This is a genomic window from Pseudoalteromonas sp. TB25 (genome assembly GCF_000497995.1).
GTDB lineage: Bacteria > Pseudomonadota > Gammaproteobacteria > Enterobacterales > Alteromonadaceae > Pseudoalteromonas > Pseudoalteromonas distincta.
Genome location: NZ_AUTI01000215.1, coordinates 33,262 through 52,511, shown reverse-complemented (window position 1 = coordinate 52,511; position 19,250 = coordinate 33,262). Strand labels below are relative to the sequence as shown.

Annotated in this window: 15 protein-coding genes and 1 pseudogene; 8 read left to right on the top strand and 8 right to left on the bottom strand. The window is 38.1% G+C overall.

The features are described 5' to 3' along the window. Nucleotides 1-773: substrate-binding domain-containing protein (locus L652_RS0105900; RefSeq protein ID WP_024603361.1), on the bottom strand; the 773-nt coding region annotated here is incomplete at its 3' end. Between the two features lie 793 nt (nucleotides 774-1,566). Here L652_RS0105900 and L652_RS0105890 point away from each other — a divergent pair. The 4 genes from L652_RS0105890 to L652_RS0105875 are packed head-to-tail and all read left to right on the top strand — an operon-like array spanning nucleotide 1,567 to nucleotide 6,449. Then, a complete protein-coding gene (locus L652_RS0105890; RefSeq protein WP_139015384.1) occupies nucleotides 1,567-2,163 on the top strand; it encodes a hypothetical protein in 597 nt (198 codons plus the stop codon). 5 nt (nucleotides 2,164-2,168) lie between these two features. Next, a complete protein-coding gene (locus L652_RS0105885; protein WP_024595342.1) occupies nucleotides 2,169-4,148 on the top strand; it encodes a DDE-type integrase/transposase/recombinase in 1,980 nt (659 codons plus the stop codon). Then, nucleotides 4,142-5,092, top strand: coding sequence for an ATP-binding protein (locus tag L652_RS0105880; RefSeq protein WP_024595343.1), 951 nt, complete (start codon nucleotides 4,142-4,144; stop codon nucleotides 5,090-5,092). The genes L652_RS0105885 and L652_RS0105880 overlap by 7 nt, the downstream gene beginning before the upstream one ends. Then, on the top strand, nucleotides 5,085-6,449 hold the full coding sequence (locus tag L652_RS0105875; protein WP_024595344.1) for a TniQ family protein: 1,365 nt from the start codon (nucleotides 5,085-5,087) through the stop codon (nucleotides 6,447-6,449). The genes L652_RS0105880 and L652_RS0105875 overlap by 8 nt, the downstream gene beginning before the upstream one ends. 60 nt (nucleotides 6,450-6,509) lie before the next feature. Here the strand turns inward: L652_RS0105875 and L652_RS01000000123335 are convergent, their stop codons facing one another. From L652_RS01000000123335 to L652_RS0105860, 4 genes are all read right to left on the bottom strand, one after another. Continuing rightward, nucleotides 6,510-7,985 (bottom strand): helicase-related protein, encoded by a 1,476-nt coding sequence (locus L652_RS01000000123335; protein WP_253947689.1) that lies wholly within the window; start codon nucleotides 7,983-7,985, stop codon nucleotides 6,510-6,512. Between the two features lie 121 nt (nucleotides 7,986-8,106). Continuing rightward, entirely contained in the window at nucleotides 8,107-8,700 is a 594-nt protein-coding gene (locus L652_RS1000000125320) for a DEAD/DEAH box helicase (protein ID WP_253947690.1), read from the bottom strand. After that, a complete protein-coding gene (locus L652_RS0105865; protein WP_024595345.1) occupies nucleotides 8,697-10,004 on the bottom strand; it encodes an ATP-binding protein in 1,308 nt (435 codons plus the stop codon). Before L652_RS0105865 ends, L652_RS1000000125320 begins: the two co-directional genes overlap by 4 nt. Nucleotides 10,005-10,006: 2 nt before the next feature. Beyond that, complete coding sequence (locus tag L652_RS0105860; RefSeq protein WP_024595346.1) at nucleotides 10,007-12,439, bottom strand: TerB N-terminal domain-containing protein; 2,433 nt, start codon at nucleotides 12,437-12,439, stop codon at nucleotides 10,007-10,009. A gap of 837 nt (nucleotides 12,440-13,276) precedes the next feature. On the opposite strand from L652_RS0105860, the gene dsbB reads away from it, so the two are divergent. Next, entirely contained in the window at nucleotides 13,277-13,795 is a 519-nt protein-coding gene (gene dsbB / locus L652_RS0105855) for a disulfide bond formation protein DsbB (protein WP_024595347.1), read from the top strand. A gap of 1 nt (nucleotide 13,796) precedes the next feature. Beyond that, on the top strand, nucleotides 13,797-14,099 hold the full coding sequence (locus L652_RS0105850) for a DUF6170 family protein (protein WP_024595348.1): 303 nt from the start codon (nucleotides 13,797-13,799) through the stop codon (nucleotides 14,097-14,099). A gap of 24 nt (nucleotides 14,100-14,123) precedes the next feature. Here L652_RS0105850 and L652_RS0105845 read toward each other — a convergent pair whose 3' ends face one another. Continuing rightward, entirely contained in the window at nucleotides 14,124-14,420 is a 297-nt protein-coding gene (locus L652_RS0105845) for a helix-hairpin-helix domain-containing protein (protein WP_024595349.1), read from the bottom strand. A gap of 314 nt (nucleotides 14,421-14,734) precedes the next feature. Here L652_RS0105845 and L652_RS0105840 point away from each other — a divergent pair, with 314 nt between their 5' ends. Then, nucleotides 14,735-15,052, top strand: a complete 318-nt coding sequence (locus L652_RS0105840; RefSeq protein WP_004335683.1) for a YebG family protein — start codon at nucleotides 14,735-14,737, stop codon at nucleotides 15,050-15,052. Nucleotides 15,053-15,324: 272 nt separating this feature from the next. On the opposite strand, the pseudogene putP reads toward L652_RS0105840, so the two are convergent. Further along, nucleotides 15,325-16,810 (bottom strand): annotated as a pseudogene (putP, locus tag L652_RS01000000123330) (sodium/proline symporter PutP). A 331-nt stretch (nucleotides 16,811-17,141) separates the two neighbouring features. On the opposite strand from putP, the gene L652_RS0105830 reads away from it, so the two are divergent. Beyond that, nucleotides 17,142-18,368, top strand: coding sequence for an HDOD domain-containing protein (locus tag L652_RS0105830; RefSeq protein WP_024595351.1), 1,227 nt, complete (start codon nucleotides 17,142-17,144; stop codon nucleotides 18,366-18,368). 147 nt (nucleotides 18,369-18,515) lie between these two features. Here the strand turns inward: L652_RS0105830 and L652_RS0105825 are convergent, their stop codons facing one another. Further along, nucleotides 18,516-19,247, bottom strand: coding sequence for a VacJ family lipoprotein (locus tag L652_RS0105825; RefSeq protein ID WP_024595352.1), 732 nt, complete (start codon nucleotides 19,245-19,247; stop codon nucleotides 18,516-18,518). Nucleotides 19,248-19,250 lie beyond the last annotated feature (3 nt).

Here is a 19,250-nt window from a genome sequence, read left to right as displayed (position 1 = left end):
ATTATCTTTTGCGCTTCTTCGGTAACCAGAAAGTCTAGGAACATCTGCGCCTCACGGTCTGCGTCAGGTGAGATGACTACATTGACATCTCGCCAGATCGTTCGGCCTTCATCTAAGCGAACAAGCTCCAATACATCGGGGTGCGTGATTGGCCAGTTCGGCCAGGTAATCCAGGCATCAGCGTCCAGCTCCTTGAACGCATTGAAGCTGGCGCCAGAGCCGAGCGAGTACGACACGATATTCTTCCGAAACTGCGCGACGTCATTCAGCGAGCCCATGCGTCCGGCGACGTCTTCCCATGTTCCAGTTCCGGAGGTGTTGTAGATGCCCTTGCCCTCCGTAACGACGATTTTCATTCCTTCCACTAGAAGCGCGTCAAAGCCCTGAATATTCTTTGGGTTGCCGGCCTTAACGGCTATAACGGTGGGCCTGATATAGATCGGCTCGACCTTGCTGGGGTCGAAGGTCTTGTAGGTTAGCAGGAATGCCGTCATCGACTGCTCCGAAGTACCCCAAAGTATATCGGCATCTGCCTGCGCATCAGCAGACCATCTGCTTTCAGGCCCGGCGATAATTTCCACTTTGGTACCCGAACGGTTTTCCCAGACCTCAGCGACTTTTTTGAAGGCGGTATTCGGCCCCCCAGCACCATACAGTTTGACGACACCATCCTTCGGCTCGTGCTCGATTGATGGGTCATAAAGTGATGCCTGAGCGAATGACGGAACAACTGCTGCTGCACAAAAGAGTGCTATGACGGTAACTATTTTCATTTTCTATCTCCTAATTTGAATGAGATTGTAACTTGGCTGTGAGGCATAACAATTTAATAGTGCGCTCAGCGCGCATATTTCTGCCGACTTAACGCTCATTTATCTACTTTATATAGTTTTAACAAATTATCTAAGGTATTACTATAACTAAGTTTTCTAAAACTTTTAAGTAAAGTTAAATGGAACAATATGCGCGCATCGCTCATTTTCATGAATATATGCGCAAAGAACAGTTTAACAAATCAATTAACGACGATATTTAGCCAATATCAATGACCGCTTCTCGCTCAAAGGCGACCTTAGAGAATTACGTTAACTCATAAAGGGGCAAATACGAGTTAGACGATAGCCGGCTTTGCAGAATAAAACTAATTACATAAAGTTATCGTGACCGTCTCTTCATCACTCACAGCCGAACTTCGCAAAGGTACTAGAAGTGGAAATGTTAATACTGTAGATACCTATATTCGAATACAACAAGTTTCTCAAAAAAATTATCAACATCAAAAATTTCTCATCATTTAGACTAGTTAGCTGATTTATCAAAGAAAGTGCTTATTCATCTTTGTTTACTGCTTGGTTATATTATTTAAAGCATTGTTTTATTTGATTTTATTTCATACCAACGAAATCCATCTGGAAATTATCTGCTATGATCGTTAATGAAGATTGAGTGCAATACGGAAATTAAACAGATTAACTTAGCTAGTCTCAAGTATGCATCTTCAAATGATGACTTGCTCATCAATCACAAGGAATGACGCAGCTATAAACAGGATGTTTGGAGAATTTTATGCAACAGCGAACACTTCGTAGGATCAGGCGAGATAGGCCCGTAGACTACTTTTACAGTTTAAAGAACAATTGCCATGTTTGGGTTGAATCAACATTAGAGCTAGACTTTTTGTATTGGCTCGAATTTGACGAACGAGTGTCTGCCTATACAACCCAACCAGAGAGTGCGGATACACCAGCAGGTCGCTATACGCCCGATGTATTAGTTGAGCTTCAAAATGGTTCTAGTATTTACTTTGACCCGCATCCATACAAGTACGTGCATTCTAAAACTTTTATAAACAAGTTTACTGAAAAGGCGCAGTATATTGAGCGCTTAACTGGGCGCCCTGTTCGTATTGTCACTGAAAAGGATTTAAACCCAATTACTATTGGCAACTTTAAAACACTTTACCCCTACCTAAGAACAGAACCGAGCGAAGTTCATAAATTATTACCTTTAGTTAATTCATTCCCAACTACTTTTGGTGATTTGAGGAAACAAGCTGAATCTATTGGCATTAGCCCATTTGTTCCTTTTGCTCTACTCGCTCACTCACACATCGGGTTTGACAATACTGTAAAGCTTTCTGACAGCACTCAATTGAGAAATTAAGCTCGATGAATATACTTCCTTATTCTCAACTATTAGATGATAAAGATCGTAAATTCGATATCTTGCTTTGCGATCAATTAAACGTAGTTACTAGAGATATTAAAACCAAGGAGCTGCAAACTTTTACTCGTAATGAGTTTGCATTTGCCTTAAAAACTTATTTGATACCAGTTACCCCTAATTCACCTCATTCAGCATTAGATCCATTCCAAAAACTAATAAAAGAAAAGCAAGCACCTTACCTTTCTTTAATGAAAAAGATTTTTGAAGAAGAAAACGCACATATGACCACGTTATCAATTTATAAACGAGTTATAGCTGAAGTGGAAGAGCAGCAAACAATAAATAGCAAACCAGGGACAGTTGTTAAGGTAAAGCATCCAAGCCAATCAAGCTTATCAAGGTGGTGGAAGAGGTTTAAAGACGCTGGGTTTAGTCATATTGACTATCTCCCAAAACGAAAGTCTAAGAGAAATACAACAGACTCTCGCTCTGAACAAATCATGTGGGAGGGTTACGAAAAGTTCATGATGGGAAAAATAACTCCAAGTATTGCTGTAGGACATGCAAAGTATGAGAATTGGGTCAACGAGATGAATGACCCTACCATTACCATCGTAAGTAGAGAAAAATTTAGAAAGCACCATCACAGCTTCAACGATCTAGACCGTGCCGAAGCTTCGGGCAACAGAGCTGAAGTCAATAAGCTAATGAGAACATACAAAACTCGCATCAAAACGGATCGAGTACTTACGCGTATAGAAGCAGATAGATTAGCGCTTAATCTTCGCCTAATTGATGATACTACTGGAGAAGTTACTGGAAAAGTCGCTTTATATATTGCCATTGATTGTCATTCTCGCTACCCGATTGCAGTCACTGTGGAGTTTGGTGAAGCCGAAAAGGCTATCGGTGGCGTTAACTTACTTCGCAATATTGTTATACCCGCGAGTGAACAACTCGATGCATTTGGCATACCTATCAGAATAATTTGCGATAATGGTCCGGGGTTCAATAATGAAACATTTGCAAAAACAGCTGAATCATTGAAGTGTGAACTGATTTACGCGCCAAGCAATCAGCCCTACAAAAAACCTTTTGTAGAATCATTTAATAAAACGATCCGAAGTGAGTTTTTAGAAAGCGCTGAGCTTAAAGTTGGCAATAAAATCGTGCATGGCGTGCCTGGATACAAAGGTAAGCGTTATGAAGGGAAAAACACTAACAGGAACCCTACAGATGAAACGCTAAAACAAGCTGCCGCCATGACGGTAGATAGCTTCGTTCAGAATCTCCACGATTTTTTAGTGCATTATGTAAATCAGCCACACAATGAACTCAATGGCAAAACTCCCCAGGAAGTATGGGAAGCTTCTTGCCTAGAGTACCCATTGATTCCGTGCCACTATGAACATCTAAAAACCAGTTTCCATGTTTTTCAGGGGGAGACTACCTTAAACGAGACTGGTAAATTCAGATTCAACAAACAGGACTTTTATGGTGAAGAGGTTCAAAACCTATATTGGCAGCTTAAAACCGGCAAAGCTTCAGGGAAAAACCCTAAAGTATCGGTATTGCATGATACACAAGATTGCAGGGCTGTAACCCTTGCGGTCACATTGCCTGGCGACACTCATGTTACAAAAATCATTGCTTACAACATCGATTTGGTTGATGAACAGGTGGCAATTTCATTTGAGGTCGCCAATATGAATCACAGTACACCTATTCGTCGCTCAATATATTGTGGCGAAGCTGAGCTTATAAAACGTAAACGTCGAAAAATACGTAATGGCAAGCAAACGCAAAATATGGAGCAAAACTTAATAGATGATCGATCTACTAAAGATATCATTAAGCAATCTAATAGCTCTCCCCATGAACGCCAATCTAAACGCACAGATCCGTTACTAGGTACGGATCTCTCACAAGAGAATCAGGATGACTCTCACTTCAGAAACAAGGAAGGTTATGAAAAATGGTAAGCACTACTCTTAATACATCACCAAGTTCGTTATATGTACCGCAAAGTGGCACATTCCATTGCCATTCGTCTACAACGGAAGCATGGGAATACATTAGCAAGATTCATCAGAATAGAAACTACTCAGGCTTATTGACGGGGGTTTCTGGTGTTGGCAAATCATATTTGGCTAAGACGTATACCCAACAATTCCCTCAATCTGAGTTAGATGAAAAAAATATTATTCCAGTGCTTTACGTTAAGTTAGGTGCAACATCAACTCCAACTGACTTGCTTCATCAAATTTTAATGGCTTTAGGGTGCACTGTAATGAACAGCAAAGAAAGGCCTTATACTGCACTTGAACGTTTGTTACATCTACTCAATGAACAAAGTGTTGAGCTTATTATTATTGATGAGGTTCAAGAGTGCTTACCTGATACAGACGGTATCAGAGCTCAGCAAATGGCAAAACAATTTGCAGGTCTAGTAGACAAAGCTAGCATCCCTGTAATTTTAATGGGAACGCCATTGGCTAAAAGAATTATCGAACTCGCCTACAAAGGTGGAGATAAAGAAGAGCAATTAAGCCGTCGTTTTCTAGCCCCACATCAACTTAGTCCCTGTCCAAGCCAGTGCCTAGCTTGGATAAGCATGGTTAATTTTTATCAACTTAAATATGGCTTTAATAGGCTAACGGCTCAGTCACATAAAGACTTACTCAACCGCATTTATATTGCAACAAATGGCATGCATGGGCTCCTTAATAAGCTTTATGCACAGATGTTACCCGCTGATTACAAGAATACAGCTCAGTACATAAGAGCATTTGAAGAAGCGTATAAATTTGCTATCAGAAATAGCGAAGACAACCCGTTTAATGCTGACATGATTAATGCACAGCAAACTGAACGCAATATTGAAGATTTAGATCGCAAGTTAAAGGAAACGTTCACACATGGCTAGGTTACCAATTCGAGTTAGGCCTTTCGTTGGAGAAAGCCAGGCTGGCTACATTCTTCGTCTTGCAATGCGAAATGGTTTTATGAAACCAGAAGACATTGTTAATAAGAAAGTATTTAACTTAGCAATTCGCAATAATCTAAAAAAAGCTGATATCAACAATATCAGCTCACTCATACAACGCCCTATTTCATTTTCAGAAACGGAGGGGAGCCCTTTTCCAAAAGTCTGTTCCAGTGCTCGAATTCTCCACGCTAGAGCATGTCTAAAATGCTTGAATGAAAACCCTATTCATAGAGATAATTGGCAAGACCCAAGATATACGCACTGTGCAAAGCACCAGGTCATGCTTATTGATGTATGCCCTCACTGCGAACACGAACTGGAATTTAACGCAAGTTTACTTCAAGGGTATTGCAGCAATGAATATTGTGGAAGAAAACTTCTTCAGCTTTCGGTGGATGAAAAGATTAAAAGGCTCACAACCGGTAATATAGAAGACTGTATTATTGCAGGTTTGTACGTTCTTGAAATTTCAGAGCTTAAAAGAAAAGCCTATTTTAATTATAAAGACATACCAAAAATCCTAACCGCAGGAATTGACTTGTTAACTAATAATGAAGCATTAGGGCATTGGCTAGCAAAAATATCTAGCAAAGGGCTGCCAGCTGGTTATCCTAAAAACCTGGCATATCCTGAGCTTTATTCCTTATCATGTCATATTCATAGAGATTGGAACTTGATAAAGCGCGCTCAAATCGGCAATAGAAAGCCTTCTCTCCAGCTTACTTCCACAAGCAAGCCTTTGGAAATAAGGATACTCGCATCTTGTCTAGGGCTCAACGCAGCTGATTTAAAGCCTCTGTGGTACAAAAATATTCTACGATTCAGCAATACAAACCGATATCAAGTCGATGGTTTAATTGATGCCAAGCAGTTAATAGAAGAGCTGGTAACTAAATCAACCTCTGAAGTCATAAATGAAGTCGATTTCATGGAAGCCACAAAGTTTGTCGAGCAATACCTGATGGAAAAATCAGATCTTTTATTAGCAATATTTTTGAAAGATTTACCTTTTTATTATCAAGGTAAGAATAACCTCCTTGATTCAATTTACTTCAACCGTGATGAGCTGATAAAAGTAGGCGAACGTCATTTGAAATCGTCTAAAGCCAGAACAATCAGTATTGATACATGTGCAAAAATTGCCAAAATATCACCCAACATCATCAAAAATGCAATTAGTAGCGGATTAATCAAATCCTCTGACTGGAAAGCAGATAACTCAACTTTAAAGCTAATTGAGCTGAAGAAGTTGCAAGAGCTGCATAAAAACAGACAACTCAACCTCCCTCTGTGAAGAGGGGGGCATTGTTTTACAAATAATCTAAGAGGTTGCTATTAATAGCTTTCTACTGTCTTAGAGTAATTCTTTAACTAATACCTGTGCTTTCTCAACATCAAAAGTTCTTGCAGCATACCCTTGTGCAAGAATTTCTTGAGGTAAATACTCATCAAACTTATCTATAGTTTTTTCTGCAATAGCATCAGCTAAATCAATTGCTGATATGGTTTTATCATCTCGAAAGCTTTTAAGAGCCCCGATAACATGATCAATTAAGGTATTCTCAACTTCTATAATTCCTGCAAATGCACCCGCTCCAAACCCTTTGTGTATAAGTACTGCAACAAGTGTATTTACAACTTTATCACCGGCCCAAGGCAAAACAACGGCTGTATTGCCATGCTGTAAGAAATATGTACTTTCAAGTTTTGCAGTTTTAAAAAAGTCTGCCCCCTCTTTAAAAAGTGCTTGGGCAACTGCATCACCAAATTCAATTCTTTGTTCACCAACTTGAACTCTGTAGTCACTTTCTTTCAGAATTTTAAGCATTTCTTGTCTCACTACATCATGTACAGCCATCCCTGAACCACCAAATTTAGGTGGTTTCCCTCCTTTTGCATGCTGTACTGAAATCACTTTTTTGTCTGTATCTACTAGCTCAACCACCCAACGTTTACCCGCAAATACAATATGTTGGCCCTCTAAAATAAGGCTATCTACGGGTAATGTCCCTAGTGTTTTACTACCCGTTACAATTCTAAATTCTTCAGGGGTTTTAAAGACGGCATAAAACGTATAATGATTTGTTACTTTTTCACCCATAAAACCTAAAACCAGTTCACCACTTCCTAACTGGGTAATAAGATCTACCTTACCCATGTGAGATAGCAAATCTTTAAAATGAGTAACAGTAACTTGTTGGAATGGCCCGTCTTTACAAAGTAATACGTAGATTTGATCTGCTCTTATACCACCCCATTGCGCGATGAGAGCTAAAACTTGATGAAGTAATGTTGAAAAGTGATAGAGCGAAGTGTCTGCTGGTTCATACCATTTACTTGCAACCAATAACCGTATCATCGCTAGCGATTGAACCAATTCAAGCCGCAGTTTATCTACAATACTCGATTTTTCTGTAAGGTCAGCCTCAGTTATCAGCATTCGCAAAATACTAGCGCCACCACGCCTACCTGAACGACCCATGCGCTGCCGTAAACTTGCAATAGAATGCGGCGCAGTAACTTGCACGACAGAGTTAACCTTGCCTATATCAATGCCTAACTCCAAAGTCATAGTACACACTGCTGTCGTGGGAATTTGATCTTGCTGAAGCCGAGCCTCAAGTGATTCTCGCATTTCTTTGGCTAACGAGCCGTGATGTGGAAAAAACTCGTTAGGCACAGTGTTGCTCTCACACATCTCTGCAAGAGTGGTCGCAATACTTTCGGTGCGACTTCTGCTATTTGCAAACACTAGGTGGTTTCCACCACGGCAAAGACCATATAAATCGTTACATACGGTTTGCTCCGCAGTAACCGTCTCATCTGCCACAACAGCGCTCTCAATATATCCCTTCACTTGCATTTTTAACGATGATGAAGACTGCGTTTGCTTTATTATTTTACAAGACAGTGATTTATTAGGTCTTAAAGATGCTGGGACACTTTCTAAGTTACCTAAAGTGGCACTTAAAGCCGGTTCTGGGTATTGGTGAGTTTATACGGCCTACAAGGTGTTCTAAGCGGTGCAGTAAGCTCAACAAGTGATGGCCTCGCTCTGTGCCAATAAATGCGTGAAATTCGTCTATAACTATGTGCTTTAAATTCTGAAAAGCAGACTTTACCCAGCCACTGTCTCTTATTAATAATGACTCTAGGGACTCTGGCGTTATTAACATAATGCCTGATGGATTTCGTTTCAGCTTATTTTTTCGACTTTGAGGACTATCACCATGCCAAGGTGTAACTTGTATGTTTAACAAATCTGACAAGCTTTCTAGCCTTCGGTCTTGATCGTTTATTAACGCCTTTAGTGGGCTGATATATAAAATGCCCACACCACTTACTTCATCTGCGATACTACTTATTGCAGGTAAAAAAAATGCTTCGGTTTTACCTGCGGCAGTAGAGGCACTAATAAGCACATCAGTATTGCCTGATAGGATAGGGTCAATTGCTAAACATTGAATCTCTCTGAGCCGATCCCAGCCTTGTTTAAAAATCCACTGCTGAATGCGCAAATCGAGCTTTTCGTGTGCGTCAATCATAATTTGAAGTCAGCTAGCTCATCGTCTTCAGATTCAATGTCTAGCTCTACATCGGAAGGTTTTTCCTCTGCAATATCAACATTTTTTATTAAGCTGTCCCACGAAATATTTGGATTTTGATCAATCACGGCAAGCATATCTAAAAACGCTTTGATCGTATTTCTTGGCGTTCTGAAGTAAGCGTCTCCAATTGTTTTACTGCAATGGACTAAAAATGCTTTGAGGGACTCGTCAGGTACTAAATATAACGATTCATCGCCTGATGCAAAAACATGTCTAAGGTTTTTAAGTAGTATAAATAACTCTTCTGGCGTTAAACTTGCCAAGTGTAATGCAGGGGATGAGTAATCAATAACACCGGCTTGTTTTGCAAATGTGTTGCCAGCTAGGCGAGATTGCAGCGCCTCATAGCTATATAACCCTTTTCTTGGATCAAGTAAAAACTCGGGTGTACCACCGAGTAAAAACCCTAAGTACTCAGCCGATCCTTGTAAGCAGTCGTTGAGTATTCTAAGAATTTGCTCGTAATTTGATAATCGTGCTTGGGTGCTATTGAGTTTGTATAAATTTACCATTTCATCGAGGTTAACTAATAACCCTTCGTAGCCAGCTTGCCTTACAAATAAACTCATAAGCTTTAGAGAGTCATAAAACGAAGCATCTGAGATAATACTTCTTATACCAAGATCTTTGCGAGCATCTGTTTTTGTTGCATATTCTGCTCTTAACCATTTTACAGCGTTGTTCTTAAGTTGCTCGTTATCTGTTTCATGGCCAGTCCAGTATGCTTCTATAACTTTTGCAAAGTCGTAACCACCTACAAGCTCAGAGAGAGACGCGAGCCTTTCGTGAATCACTGTGGTTATTTCTTTGCTTGTATTATCTGATTCTTTTCGTGCCTCGGTAATAAACTTTTCAACCACACTGGTCAATGCATTACCATCAGGCTTATTACGAGTAGACATGTTTCTCATTAACTCAGAATACAAGTTTCTGGCTTGTCCAGATGATGCATGAATACGACGATCGGGAGATAAATCTGCATTAACAGTAACTAACTTTCGCTCTAATGCGATCGCTCTTACAACACTTAAAAAGAATGTTTTACCTGAGCCGTATTCGCCAATAATTAACCGAAAAGCAGAGCCGCCCTCTGTCACTCTGTCGATATCTTTAATGAGCGCTTTAAGCTCATTACCACGACCTACTTGTATATGCTGTATGCCGACTTTTGGGGTAACACCCGATTTAAGAGACTGTATAATTGCATCGCGCTCTTTTGATCTAATTTTTTTTGCTGCCATTGTTATAACTCCCTTATCTCTTTGACTATTTCTTCATCAATGTATATATCACCGTCGTCATCAATTACTGGTGCATCCACTAAATCAAATGACCAGTCATTAATGGTTTCTATAGCACCATCGACCATTAATTTTAGCTCACTACACATTTGGGCTACCTCTTCGCGACCCCATTGCGCTTTAGCGCATAGCTTTTCAAACAACTGACTATGAGCCTGATCTAATCCATCAACTTCGTTTGTCAGCTCTGGGACTTCAATATAATCGCTTTCATCTTCATCTGAGGTAAAGATCTGTTCCAGCATGTTTTTAGCTTCTGTTGTTTGGCTTTCATGAAGGGCTAATATTGTTTCATCTAAGCTAAACTCTGATGAGCTTTGACTACGTGGCGCTGGCTGGTGACTACTTGTAGTAAGCTGATGAATATCACTCGTAACAGACTCTTTATCCAGTCCTAAATTTGTGTAGAGTTTTTCGATTTGCTTTACTTCTCTGTTATCGACATTGCCATCTGCTAGCGCAATAGACAGAATAAACCTTTTCACAAATTCTATTTCTTTTACACCTAAATTATTAAGTCTATTTTTTAAACCCGTATTATCCGATGGTGTAACTAGTCGCCATGTAAGATAAGCCTTTAGAGATCGCTTTTCTATATCCGTTAATTTTTCATCATGAGCAATTAGCTTTTCTAGCTCAGAACTTTCTGATTCATCCACAACCCCATCTATATTTGCAACCATAGCACCTAAACGCAGTGCGACACCCACTTGGTTAAACGCATGACTAGGGACGAATTCTTCCTCATGCCCTGGAGTAAATAGTACAAGTTTGCCATCTAATTTGGGTTTTGTATGGTGGTAACGTAAGTCAGGCGCAATACCAATATCAGCAAAGTTCGCTAAGTTATAAATGAGCTCACCTTCTTTTTTATTTATCGCTTTCGGTGTTGGTAAGCCTGTTTGCAACCAAAATTCAGATACATCTGTTACCCCATCATTTTCTAAAATGATGGCCTTAGCCCACGCTTTAAACTTTTCGATTAATGGTGACGGTTGACTGCTAGCAATGACACGAGGCAACAGCATTAATGCAGCTAAATCATCTTTGCTTGTATCAGCCTTAGCTAAATAACGGCTATAACTAGCTAGCTCCTCAGTGACTTTATCTGCTATTGGAATAAGCTTTTTTATAGGTGCTTTTAATATGCTCGGATCAGGCAAACCGTCGAGTAAAATTTTAATACTAGGGATACCACCGCTGGCGGCAAAGTACTCTGCGTTTAATTTGGTTTTATTGGGCTTCACTTGCATTCCCTCTGGGAATTTTTGCTTGTAGTAAAGTTTAAAAAGTGAATCAAACTCTATATCGCAGCGCCTAGCTGCGGTTTTTAAATTGTATTGGTCTGTATTTTTAATCCACTCAAGTGCTAACTCATCACTCACTCTTTCTGTAGCAACGATTTGCTCTGAAAGACGTAATTTAAAAAGTAGTGAATGACGTGTCTTTGGTAATTTATGCTTTCTACATTCAAATAATTTAGGTTTAACTAAATACATAAACTCTAAGAGATTTGCTGAATAACAAGCAAAAGAGCGATTTGAAGCAAACACTTTATGTAAACGAAGTACTTCATCAAAAATATCTTCAAATTGTTCCTCTTCAATTTTATTATCTTGACCATTCTCAACAACAAATCTTTCAAATCCGTAAAAGTACAAAAATACAAAGCCTATTGGGGTGTTGCCCGCACTTCTATCGGTTGCTAACCAATCAAGGTAGGCACCTCTAGACTCTTTAGATAATAAACCGTAGCTTGGCCAGTAGCCTAAAGATTCATCAGTTGGGAATTCGTTTGAATTAGTCCGTGGTGATATTACTGGTAAGTCTGCACAAATTAATGCTGGTTCAGAGCGATAACCAACCAATGATTCCATCACCCCACCTACGTACAGAAACCCTTTTAACTTTCGACTGTGAATAGTAACTTCTTGACCCTTGCTTAACCATTGAGCTTGTTTACCCTTATTGATATAGGTGTCTTCAGATACATTACTCTCAAAAATATTAAATGTGGCTAAATCGTCTTCAGAATTTCTCGAACTATGGGCACGCTCTATAATTGTGGGAGGTGTATTAACAACAGTGATGCGAGGTTTTGGACTAAGCTGCTTTGAAGTTGTTAATTCATTTGTTTGTTTGTGTAGCTCAACACTTACTGATGCATTATTAATTTTAATAGACTTTATTGGGCTGCTTTCGTCATTTTGAAGATCAGATATAGAAGACTTAGAGGCTGACTTATCAAGAGTGTCTTTTATGTTCGGGCTTGGATTACCTAGTGATCCAGATTTTGCTTTATTTGAATTTGAGCGTGGACTGGTAATTAACCAAATTATCAATATAACAACTGCGATTATAAAAATGAATTCCATGTAATATCCCTTTAAAAATGGTTGGTACCATTTTGGTATTTAAAACTCCATATGCTACTAACATACCACTAATAAATTCAGAAATGTATAATACTGCTGCTAAGTAGTTTCAATTATTCTTAATCAAAAAAATTGTCTTTAATGAAACCTCTTTTGTATAAGGTTCCTCGAACATCCCTATAGGATGTTAAGTTTGCGAAATATGAAACTAACATGGGCTTGGTTCATAATTAGTAACTGAACGCACATTAGGTCACCGCTATATCGTCTAAAAAATCTCAACTTATACGTGTATATTTAAAAAAAATCTCACGTTATGCGTGGTGTGAGATTCTCACATGGCTAATTAAAAGCTATAAATTGGCCTTTTTCAGTGTGTGAGATTCTTATGTGATGTATGTATGATCAATAAAGCAAATGGGTAGAAATTTAAAATTAATAAATAATTAAATTTGGGTTTCTCTAATTTAGCTACAATGCATGAATATCTAGAGTAATATTCATTGTAGGTACATTGTTATTATGGAGATATTTTTATTTACGCAGCGCCTGAGCTTAATTAACTTATCCCGCACTTGCCATAAGAAAAAGTACAAAAAAGTGCAACCATAAAAATTCTTTAGATGATGCATCACCTTAGTATAAGTAAGCAATATAACTGAGCTTATGTATCGATGGGAAAATAATAGAACGTCATTTAACCTTTGCTAAGGCTGAATTGAGTAGTCATTAATTTCATCTTATAAAAAGCGACTTCGGTAGCTTTTTTTTCCTTTTTGTTGCTGCATACTTTATCCTACGTCATAATCTAACGTCCTATTAAAACGCGGAATTTTTATGAACTGGCTTGCACAATTACCTACCCAACGAACCCCGTGGCTTTTATTTACAGCTATCGTTTTTTTACTTGAAGTTACCGCTCTTTTCTTTCAATACAAAATGGGGTTAGCGCCTTGCATAATGTGTATATATCAACGCACTGCAGTATTGGGGTTATTAGGCGCAGGGATTGTAGGCTCAAGTAAACCACAAAGTAAAACTGTGCGTATGATAGCGTATGTTATTTGGGGAATATCGAGTGTTTGGGGATACTTAATTGCTCGCGAACATATTGATATGCAGACCACCACAGACCCTTTTGCATTTAGCTGCGAGTTTGAACCAAATTTCCCATCATTTATGCCACTACATGAATGGATACCTAGCTTTTTTCAAGCTACCGGGGATTGTGGAAATATAGATTGGCAGTTTGTTGGCATGAGCATGCCTGCTTGGATGGAAGTGATATTTGGGATTTTCTCACTAACGCTATTTATTATAATTATTGCCCGTTTATCAATTAAAAAGTCGATTTGATATGTTTACATTTTTTTCAAGCCAATTAGACCAGCTTAAGCATTTAAAAGTACGCCAGCGTCAAGACGTAATTGCGCTTGCATTAAGTCAGCTATCGCCAACTGATAAAGTTCTATTGCGTATTATAAAGTTGCTATTACTTAGCCCACTATTTTTAATATTCACTGTATTTAAAGGTTGGATATTAATACCATTTTTGATACTTGGCGGATTGTGCTATCCACTATTAACTACACCTATTGAAATTAACTTTGCTAAAAAGCACTTAAGCGATGCGCTAAAACAATTTAATCAGGGCGCCTAGCACCCTGATTACTATTTAGAAATATTAAAGTGTAAGTTTCCCCTCTAATTTAGCTAAAAGCTTTTTGCCAATCCCTTTAACTTGCGATAAATCACTAACGCTTTTAAATTCGCCATTTTCTTCACGATAATCCACAATTGCCTGCGCTTTTTTCTTACCTATACCAGGTAACTTAGCAAGCATCTCTGCATCAGCATTATTTATACTAATTGTCTCAGCTTGAGGCATTTGCTTAGTTACTTCTGATAATTGTGCATACGCGGTAGTCGCGGGTAGTAAACATAATAAACTTATGATGAGTAAATTTTTTAACGTTTTCATTAAACTTGTCCTTATTCTTCTTTTCTTAATTTTGAGTATTGCTCAGGAAATCAATAAATAAGGAACTGTAAAGTTCATCACTTAAAGTGTACCTAAACGCATTATCACTATGATCCGAAATCCTGAAAATGCAGCTGGTACAACAAAGTGATTGCTTAACTAAAGTAAAGTTACCGTTTTTTGTCAAATTTAAGACACCTAAAAATTAATACTTCGCGCTTGCAAATTTACTTACAAACCATTACTGTACATAAAAACAGTAATCTAATGGTTTTTTAAAAACCACGGTGCCAAGCAATTTTGCAGGAGAAATCATGGCTGTTGTTGTTAAATATGTTGTAGAACGAAACGGAGTCGAGCGTATGACGTTTACTACCAAAAAAGAAGCTGATGCTTATGACAAGATGCTCGATATAGCAGAATCACTTGAGCTGATGCTAGAAAAGGTAGACGTACCGCTTAGTGAGCAACAAATTGAATCACTTGCTTTAGAGATAGCGAAAAGCAAAGATGATTTTATGACCATATTAAAAGGTGGCAAAGATCCAGCTGTTACCAAAGCGCCAGCAAAAAGTAAAAAGTCAGATAACGTTGCATCAATTGAAGATAACAACGATAAAAAAGTAAGTTAATTCATAGAGTGTTCCCTCCTCGAACGGGACAAACTAAATAAAAAAGGGAGCAACTAAGTTGCTCCCTTTTTTATTATACTAATTCGCTTAATTAAATGATCTCTTTAGGGTGGAAAAACGTGTTGATAGCTAGGCAAAAATTCGATATTTAGTTGTACTAAATGAGAATTTTTTAACGCCGGTAGCAACACGTTTAGCCCCGCAAAATGATTAAGTATTATTGCGGATTGGTATTAATTACTACTCACTTTAAAATAAGTAGTAATTGCTAATTAAAGCTCTTTTTCTACTTCATCAAATAAAGCAGTGATGTTTTGCTCAGGCTCTTTTGTTACTAAGCTAACAACAACAATTGCAATACTCGCTAAAATAAAGCCCGGTACTATTTCGTACATAAAGCTACTTAAGCTTTCACCATTGATAGTAAATGGTCCATATATCCAAATTAGCACAGTAAATGCGCCTACTAACATACCAGCTAACGCACCAGCAAAGTTCATGCGTTTCCAATAAAGGCTAAACAATACCAGTGGTCCAAACGCAGCACCAAAGCCAGCCCACGCATTACTTACTAGGTCTAAAATAGAGCTATCTCTGTCGTAAGCTAAATAAATAGCGAACATAGCAACTACGGCAACACTTATACGGCCAACAGCAACTAGCTCTTTATCACTGGCATCTTTACGTAAGAATGTTTTATAGAAATCTTCTGTTAATGAACTTGAACTAACCAATAATTGAGATGAGATAGTACTCATAATCGCAGCCAAAATTGCAGCAAGTAAAAAGCCAGCAATAAGTGGGTGGAACAGCAACTCAGAAAGAATTAAGAAAATTGTTTCAGGGTCTTCAACTACAATGTTGTTCTCATAAGTATAAGCTGCACCAAATATACCAGTACCAACAGCACCAATGGCAGCAACAATCATCCATGTCATACCAATACGGCGTGCTTTAGGCATATCTTTAACACTACGTACCGACATAAAACGAACAATGATATGTGGTTGGCCAAAATAACCTAAACCCCAAGCCATTGCAGAAATAATACCTAATGCAGAACCTGCACCAATCCAGTTAAGCATATCTGGATTTACGCTATGTAAAGTTGATTCTAAAGGTTGTTCAAGCAAAGAGTATGCAACCGTTGGTACTAGAATAAGTGCAATGAACATAATACAACCTTGCACAAAGTCAGTTAAGCTTACAGCTAAAAAACCACCAAACAAGGTATATAAAACAACTACGCCCGTTGTAATGTATAAACCCATTTCATAAGTTAAACCAAATGAGCTTTCAAACAATTTACCACCAGCGACAACACCAGATGAAGTATAAAGAGTAAAGAAAACAATAATTACCACAGCTGATACAACACGTAATAGGTTGGATTTATCATTGAAGCGATTTGAAAAGTAGTCTGGGATGGTTATAGAGTCATTTGCTTTTTCAGTGTAAACACGTAATCTCGGTGCAACTAACAGATAGTTTAACCAAGCACCAATCACCAATCACCAAGCCAATTGCTATCCATGTACTACTAAAACCAGTAACAAACATCGCACCAGGTAGGCCCATTAAAATCCAGCCACTCATATCAGATGCACCTGCAGACAGTGCAGCTACACTTGGAGATAGATTTCGTCCACCTAACATGTAACCAGATACATCGTCAGTAGATTGCTTATATGCATATAGTCCGATACCTAACATTACAATAAAATATAATGCTAGTGAAATAATCATTCCTGTTTCCAAATTAGCCTCCGCATAATTATTAATAATAGGCTTTAATCCAAATAATGACTCTTAAAATTTTATAGTTAAGACACTATTGGGGTAAAAACCATTCTCGCTGACTATATCATGCTTGATAATAAAATCTCCAACTTGTTGCCCTCACCTGATACAAAAATACTCATGTTGAATAATTTTAAAGCGAATTGGTGAAATATAATAAATTAAATACTAGAAAGACCTTAATTTTTAATGATAATTTATTAATCTAGCAAATATACGTAATGCTATTTTGAGTCTTTTGCCATATATTATTACAATAACTAATTAGATTACTCTTACGGAACTGTTTATGTATTTTTACGCTGCACGCCAACCTATTTTAGACAGAGATAAAAAGCTCATCGGATATGAACTTTTATTTCGCGATGGCGTTGATAACGTATTTCCCGATATAGACGGTGACGAGGCAACTACACGACTAATTGAAGGTAGTCAGTTTAATTTCGGCTTAGAAGATTTAACCGACAATAAACCCGCCTATATAAATTTCACCCTAGAAACGCTATCAAAAGGCTACCCAACACTACTGGGCAAAGATACTGTAGTTGTAGAAATCCTTGAAACTGTGCAACCTGGGAAGCGATTATTAGCCATAGTGAAAGATCTAAAAGATAAAGGTTACACTATTGCTCTTGATGACTATATTCATCAGCCTGTTTGGCGCCACTTTTATCCATTTATTGATATTATTAAAATAGACTTTTTAGCATCTGATATAGATACAATAAAAACGGTTCTTAATGATTTAAAACTGCACTCGCATATTAAGTTACTTGCCGAAAAAGTAGAAACCTATGAAATTTACCAACAAGCTCTAGAGCTTGGTTTTGATTATTTCCAAGGATTTTTCTTCTCAAAACCTGAAATGGTACAAAGTAAGGCTCTACCGCCTTCAGAAATGGCATTAGCTGAATTACTTTACGAAACATCAAGCGTTGATATGGATCTTAAAAAAATCACTGATGTGTTTGAGCGTGATGTAAACCTATCTTACAAATTACTTAGGTATTCAAATTCTGCTGCCTTTGCAAGGCGTGCTGAAATAAGTACCATTAAGCAAGCCCTTATAGTGCTTGGCGCTAACGAAATTAAAAAACTATTATCATTATTATTTGCAGCGCAAGTATCAGCAGATAAACCTATAGAGCTAATTAGGCTATCGCTTACGCGCGCTCGTTTTGGTGAGTTACTCGCTATATCCCATGGACAATTTAAAGATACCGGCATGGCATTTTTAACCGGTATGATGTCTCTTATGGATGCTATTTTAGATGAGAGTATGGAAAGCGTTATGAAAAAGCTTCCACTTTCGAATGACATAAAAGCAGCGTTATTAAACGATGAAGGCTTGCTGGCAAAATATTTAAACTTAGTTAAGTATTATGAACAAGCTAACTGGTCAGCCGCAAACGAATTAACGAAAGAGCTAAACCTAGGTGAAAAAGTTCCTGATGCCTATCATGAAGCACTGACTTGGGTTAATGAGCAAATGCAGTTAATAGTTAACGAAAAATAAGTAACCCGAACTCTGGTTAAAACATTTACTAATATATTGAATTATAATGATATCTAAGTTTATTTTTCTCTAGCCAAAGTTCAGATTCTATATAAACAGTAAATAAAAACGCCAGCATTTAGCTGGCGTTTTTATTAGTGGCTTCAATTATAAACTTTCTAAAAAGTCTTCATCAAAATCAGCTGGCTCTTCTTTAACTGGTGGATTGCCATCGTACAGCTCATAAATTTGACGCTGGAAGTAAATATCTTTTACAAATAAGTACGGATCAAGTGAATCATTTAATAGCCCTTCTTGTGGTATTAAAGCTGCACGCGCCTCAACTGCTTTTAAAACAAATACTAAAATAGTTTGTGGAGTCGTTAGCGCAACTTCAGGTAATACAAAGTTATCGACTACATCACCGGTCAGGTTACGTGCTGTTGTTGGCCCCATACCTGGTAGCATTAAATAGGCGCCATCACCTACGCCCCATACACCCAACGTTTGTCCAAAGTCTTCATCGACTATTTCAAGACCTAGTGAGCTTGCAACATCAAAGATACCAAACAGACCGACAGTAGAGTTAACTAAAAAGCGTGCTAAGCTCACACTTGCATTACCCGGTTTACCTTGCAAACCCGCATTGATCATATCTACAGGTGCGGTGATATTACCTGTAAAATTAACAATACCGTTTCTTACCGGTACAGGCGTTACTTCAACATAACCTACAGCAACTGGGCGCAATAAATAAGCATCCAGTACATCCATATTAAAGTCATATAATGGACGATTAATACTTTGCAGCGGATCTCTGTCATCTACTTTGCTTTGAGGTACTTGAGCACAGCCGGCTAGTATCAATAAACATAAAAAAGTAAAACTGTGTTTTAACATCTA

Coding starts and splice junctions, on each gene's coding strand:
- L652_RS0105890 (WP_139015384.1), top strand. CDS start 1,567: ATGCAACAGCGAACACTTCGTAGGATCAGGCGAGATAGGCCCGTAGAC.
- L652_RS0105885 (WP_024595342.1), top strand. CDS start 2,169: ATGAATATACTTCCTTATTCTCAACTATTAGATGATAAAGATCGTAAA.
- L652_RS0105880 (WP_024595343.1), top strand. CDS start 4,142: ATGGTAAGCACTACTCTTAATACATCACCAAGTTCGTTATATGTACCG.
- L652_RS0105875 (WP_024595344.1), top strand. CDS start 5,085: ATGGCTAGGTTACCAATTCGAGTTAGGCCTTTCGTTGGAGAAAGCCAG.
- L652_RS1000000125320 (WP_253947690.1), bottom strand. CDS start 8,700: ATGATTGACGCACACGAAAAGCTCGATTTGCGCATTCAGCAGTGGATT.
- L652_RS0105865 (WP_024595345.1), bottom strand. CDS start 10,004: ATGGCAGCAAAAAAAATTAGATCAAAAGAGCGCGATGCAATTATACAG.
- L652_RS0105860 (WP_024595346.1), bottom strand. CDS start 12,439: ATGGAATTCATTTTTATAATCGCAGTTGTTATATTGATAATTTGGTTA.
- dsbB (WP_024595347.1), top strand. CDS start 13,277: ATGAACTGGCTTGCACAATTACCTACCCAACGAACCCCGTGGCTTTTA.
- L652_RS0105850 (WP_024595348.1), top strand. CDS start 13,797: ATGTTTACATTTTTTTCAAGCCAATTAGACCAGCTTAAGCATTTAAAA.
- L652_RS0105845 (WP_024595349.1), bottom strand. CDS start 14,420: ATGAAAACGTTAAAAAATTTACTCATCATAAGTTTATTATGTTTACTA.
- L652_RS0105840 (WP_004335683.1), top strand. CDS start 14,735: ATGGCTGTTGTTGTTAAATATGTTGTAGAACGAAACGGAGTCGAGCGT.
- L652_RS0105830 (WP_024595351.1), top strand. CDS start 17,142: ATGTATTTTTACGCTGCACGCCAACCTATTTTAGACAGAGATAAAAAG.
- L652_RS0105825 (WP_024595352.1), bottom strand. CDS start 19,247: ATGTTAAAACACAGTTTTACTTTTTTATGTTTATTGATACTAGCCGGC.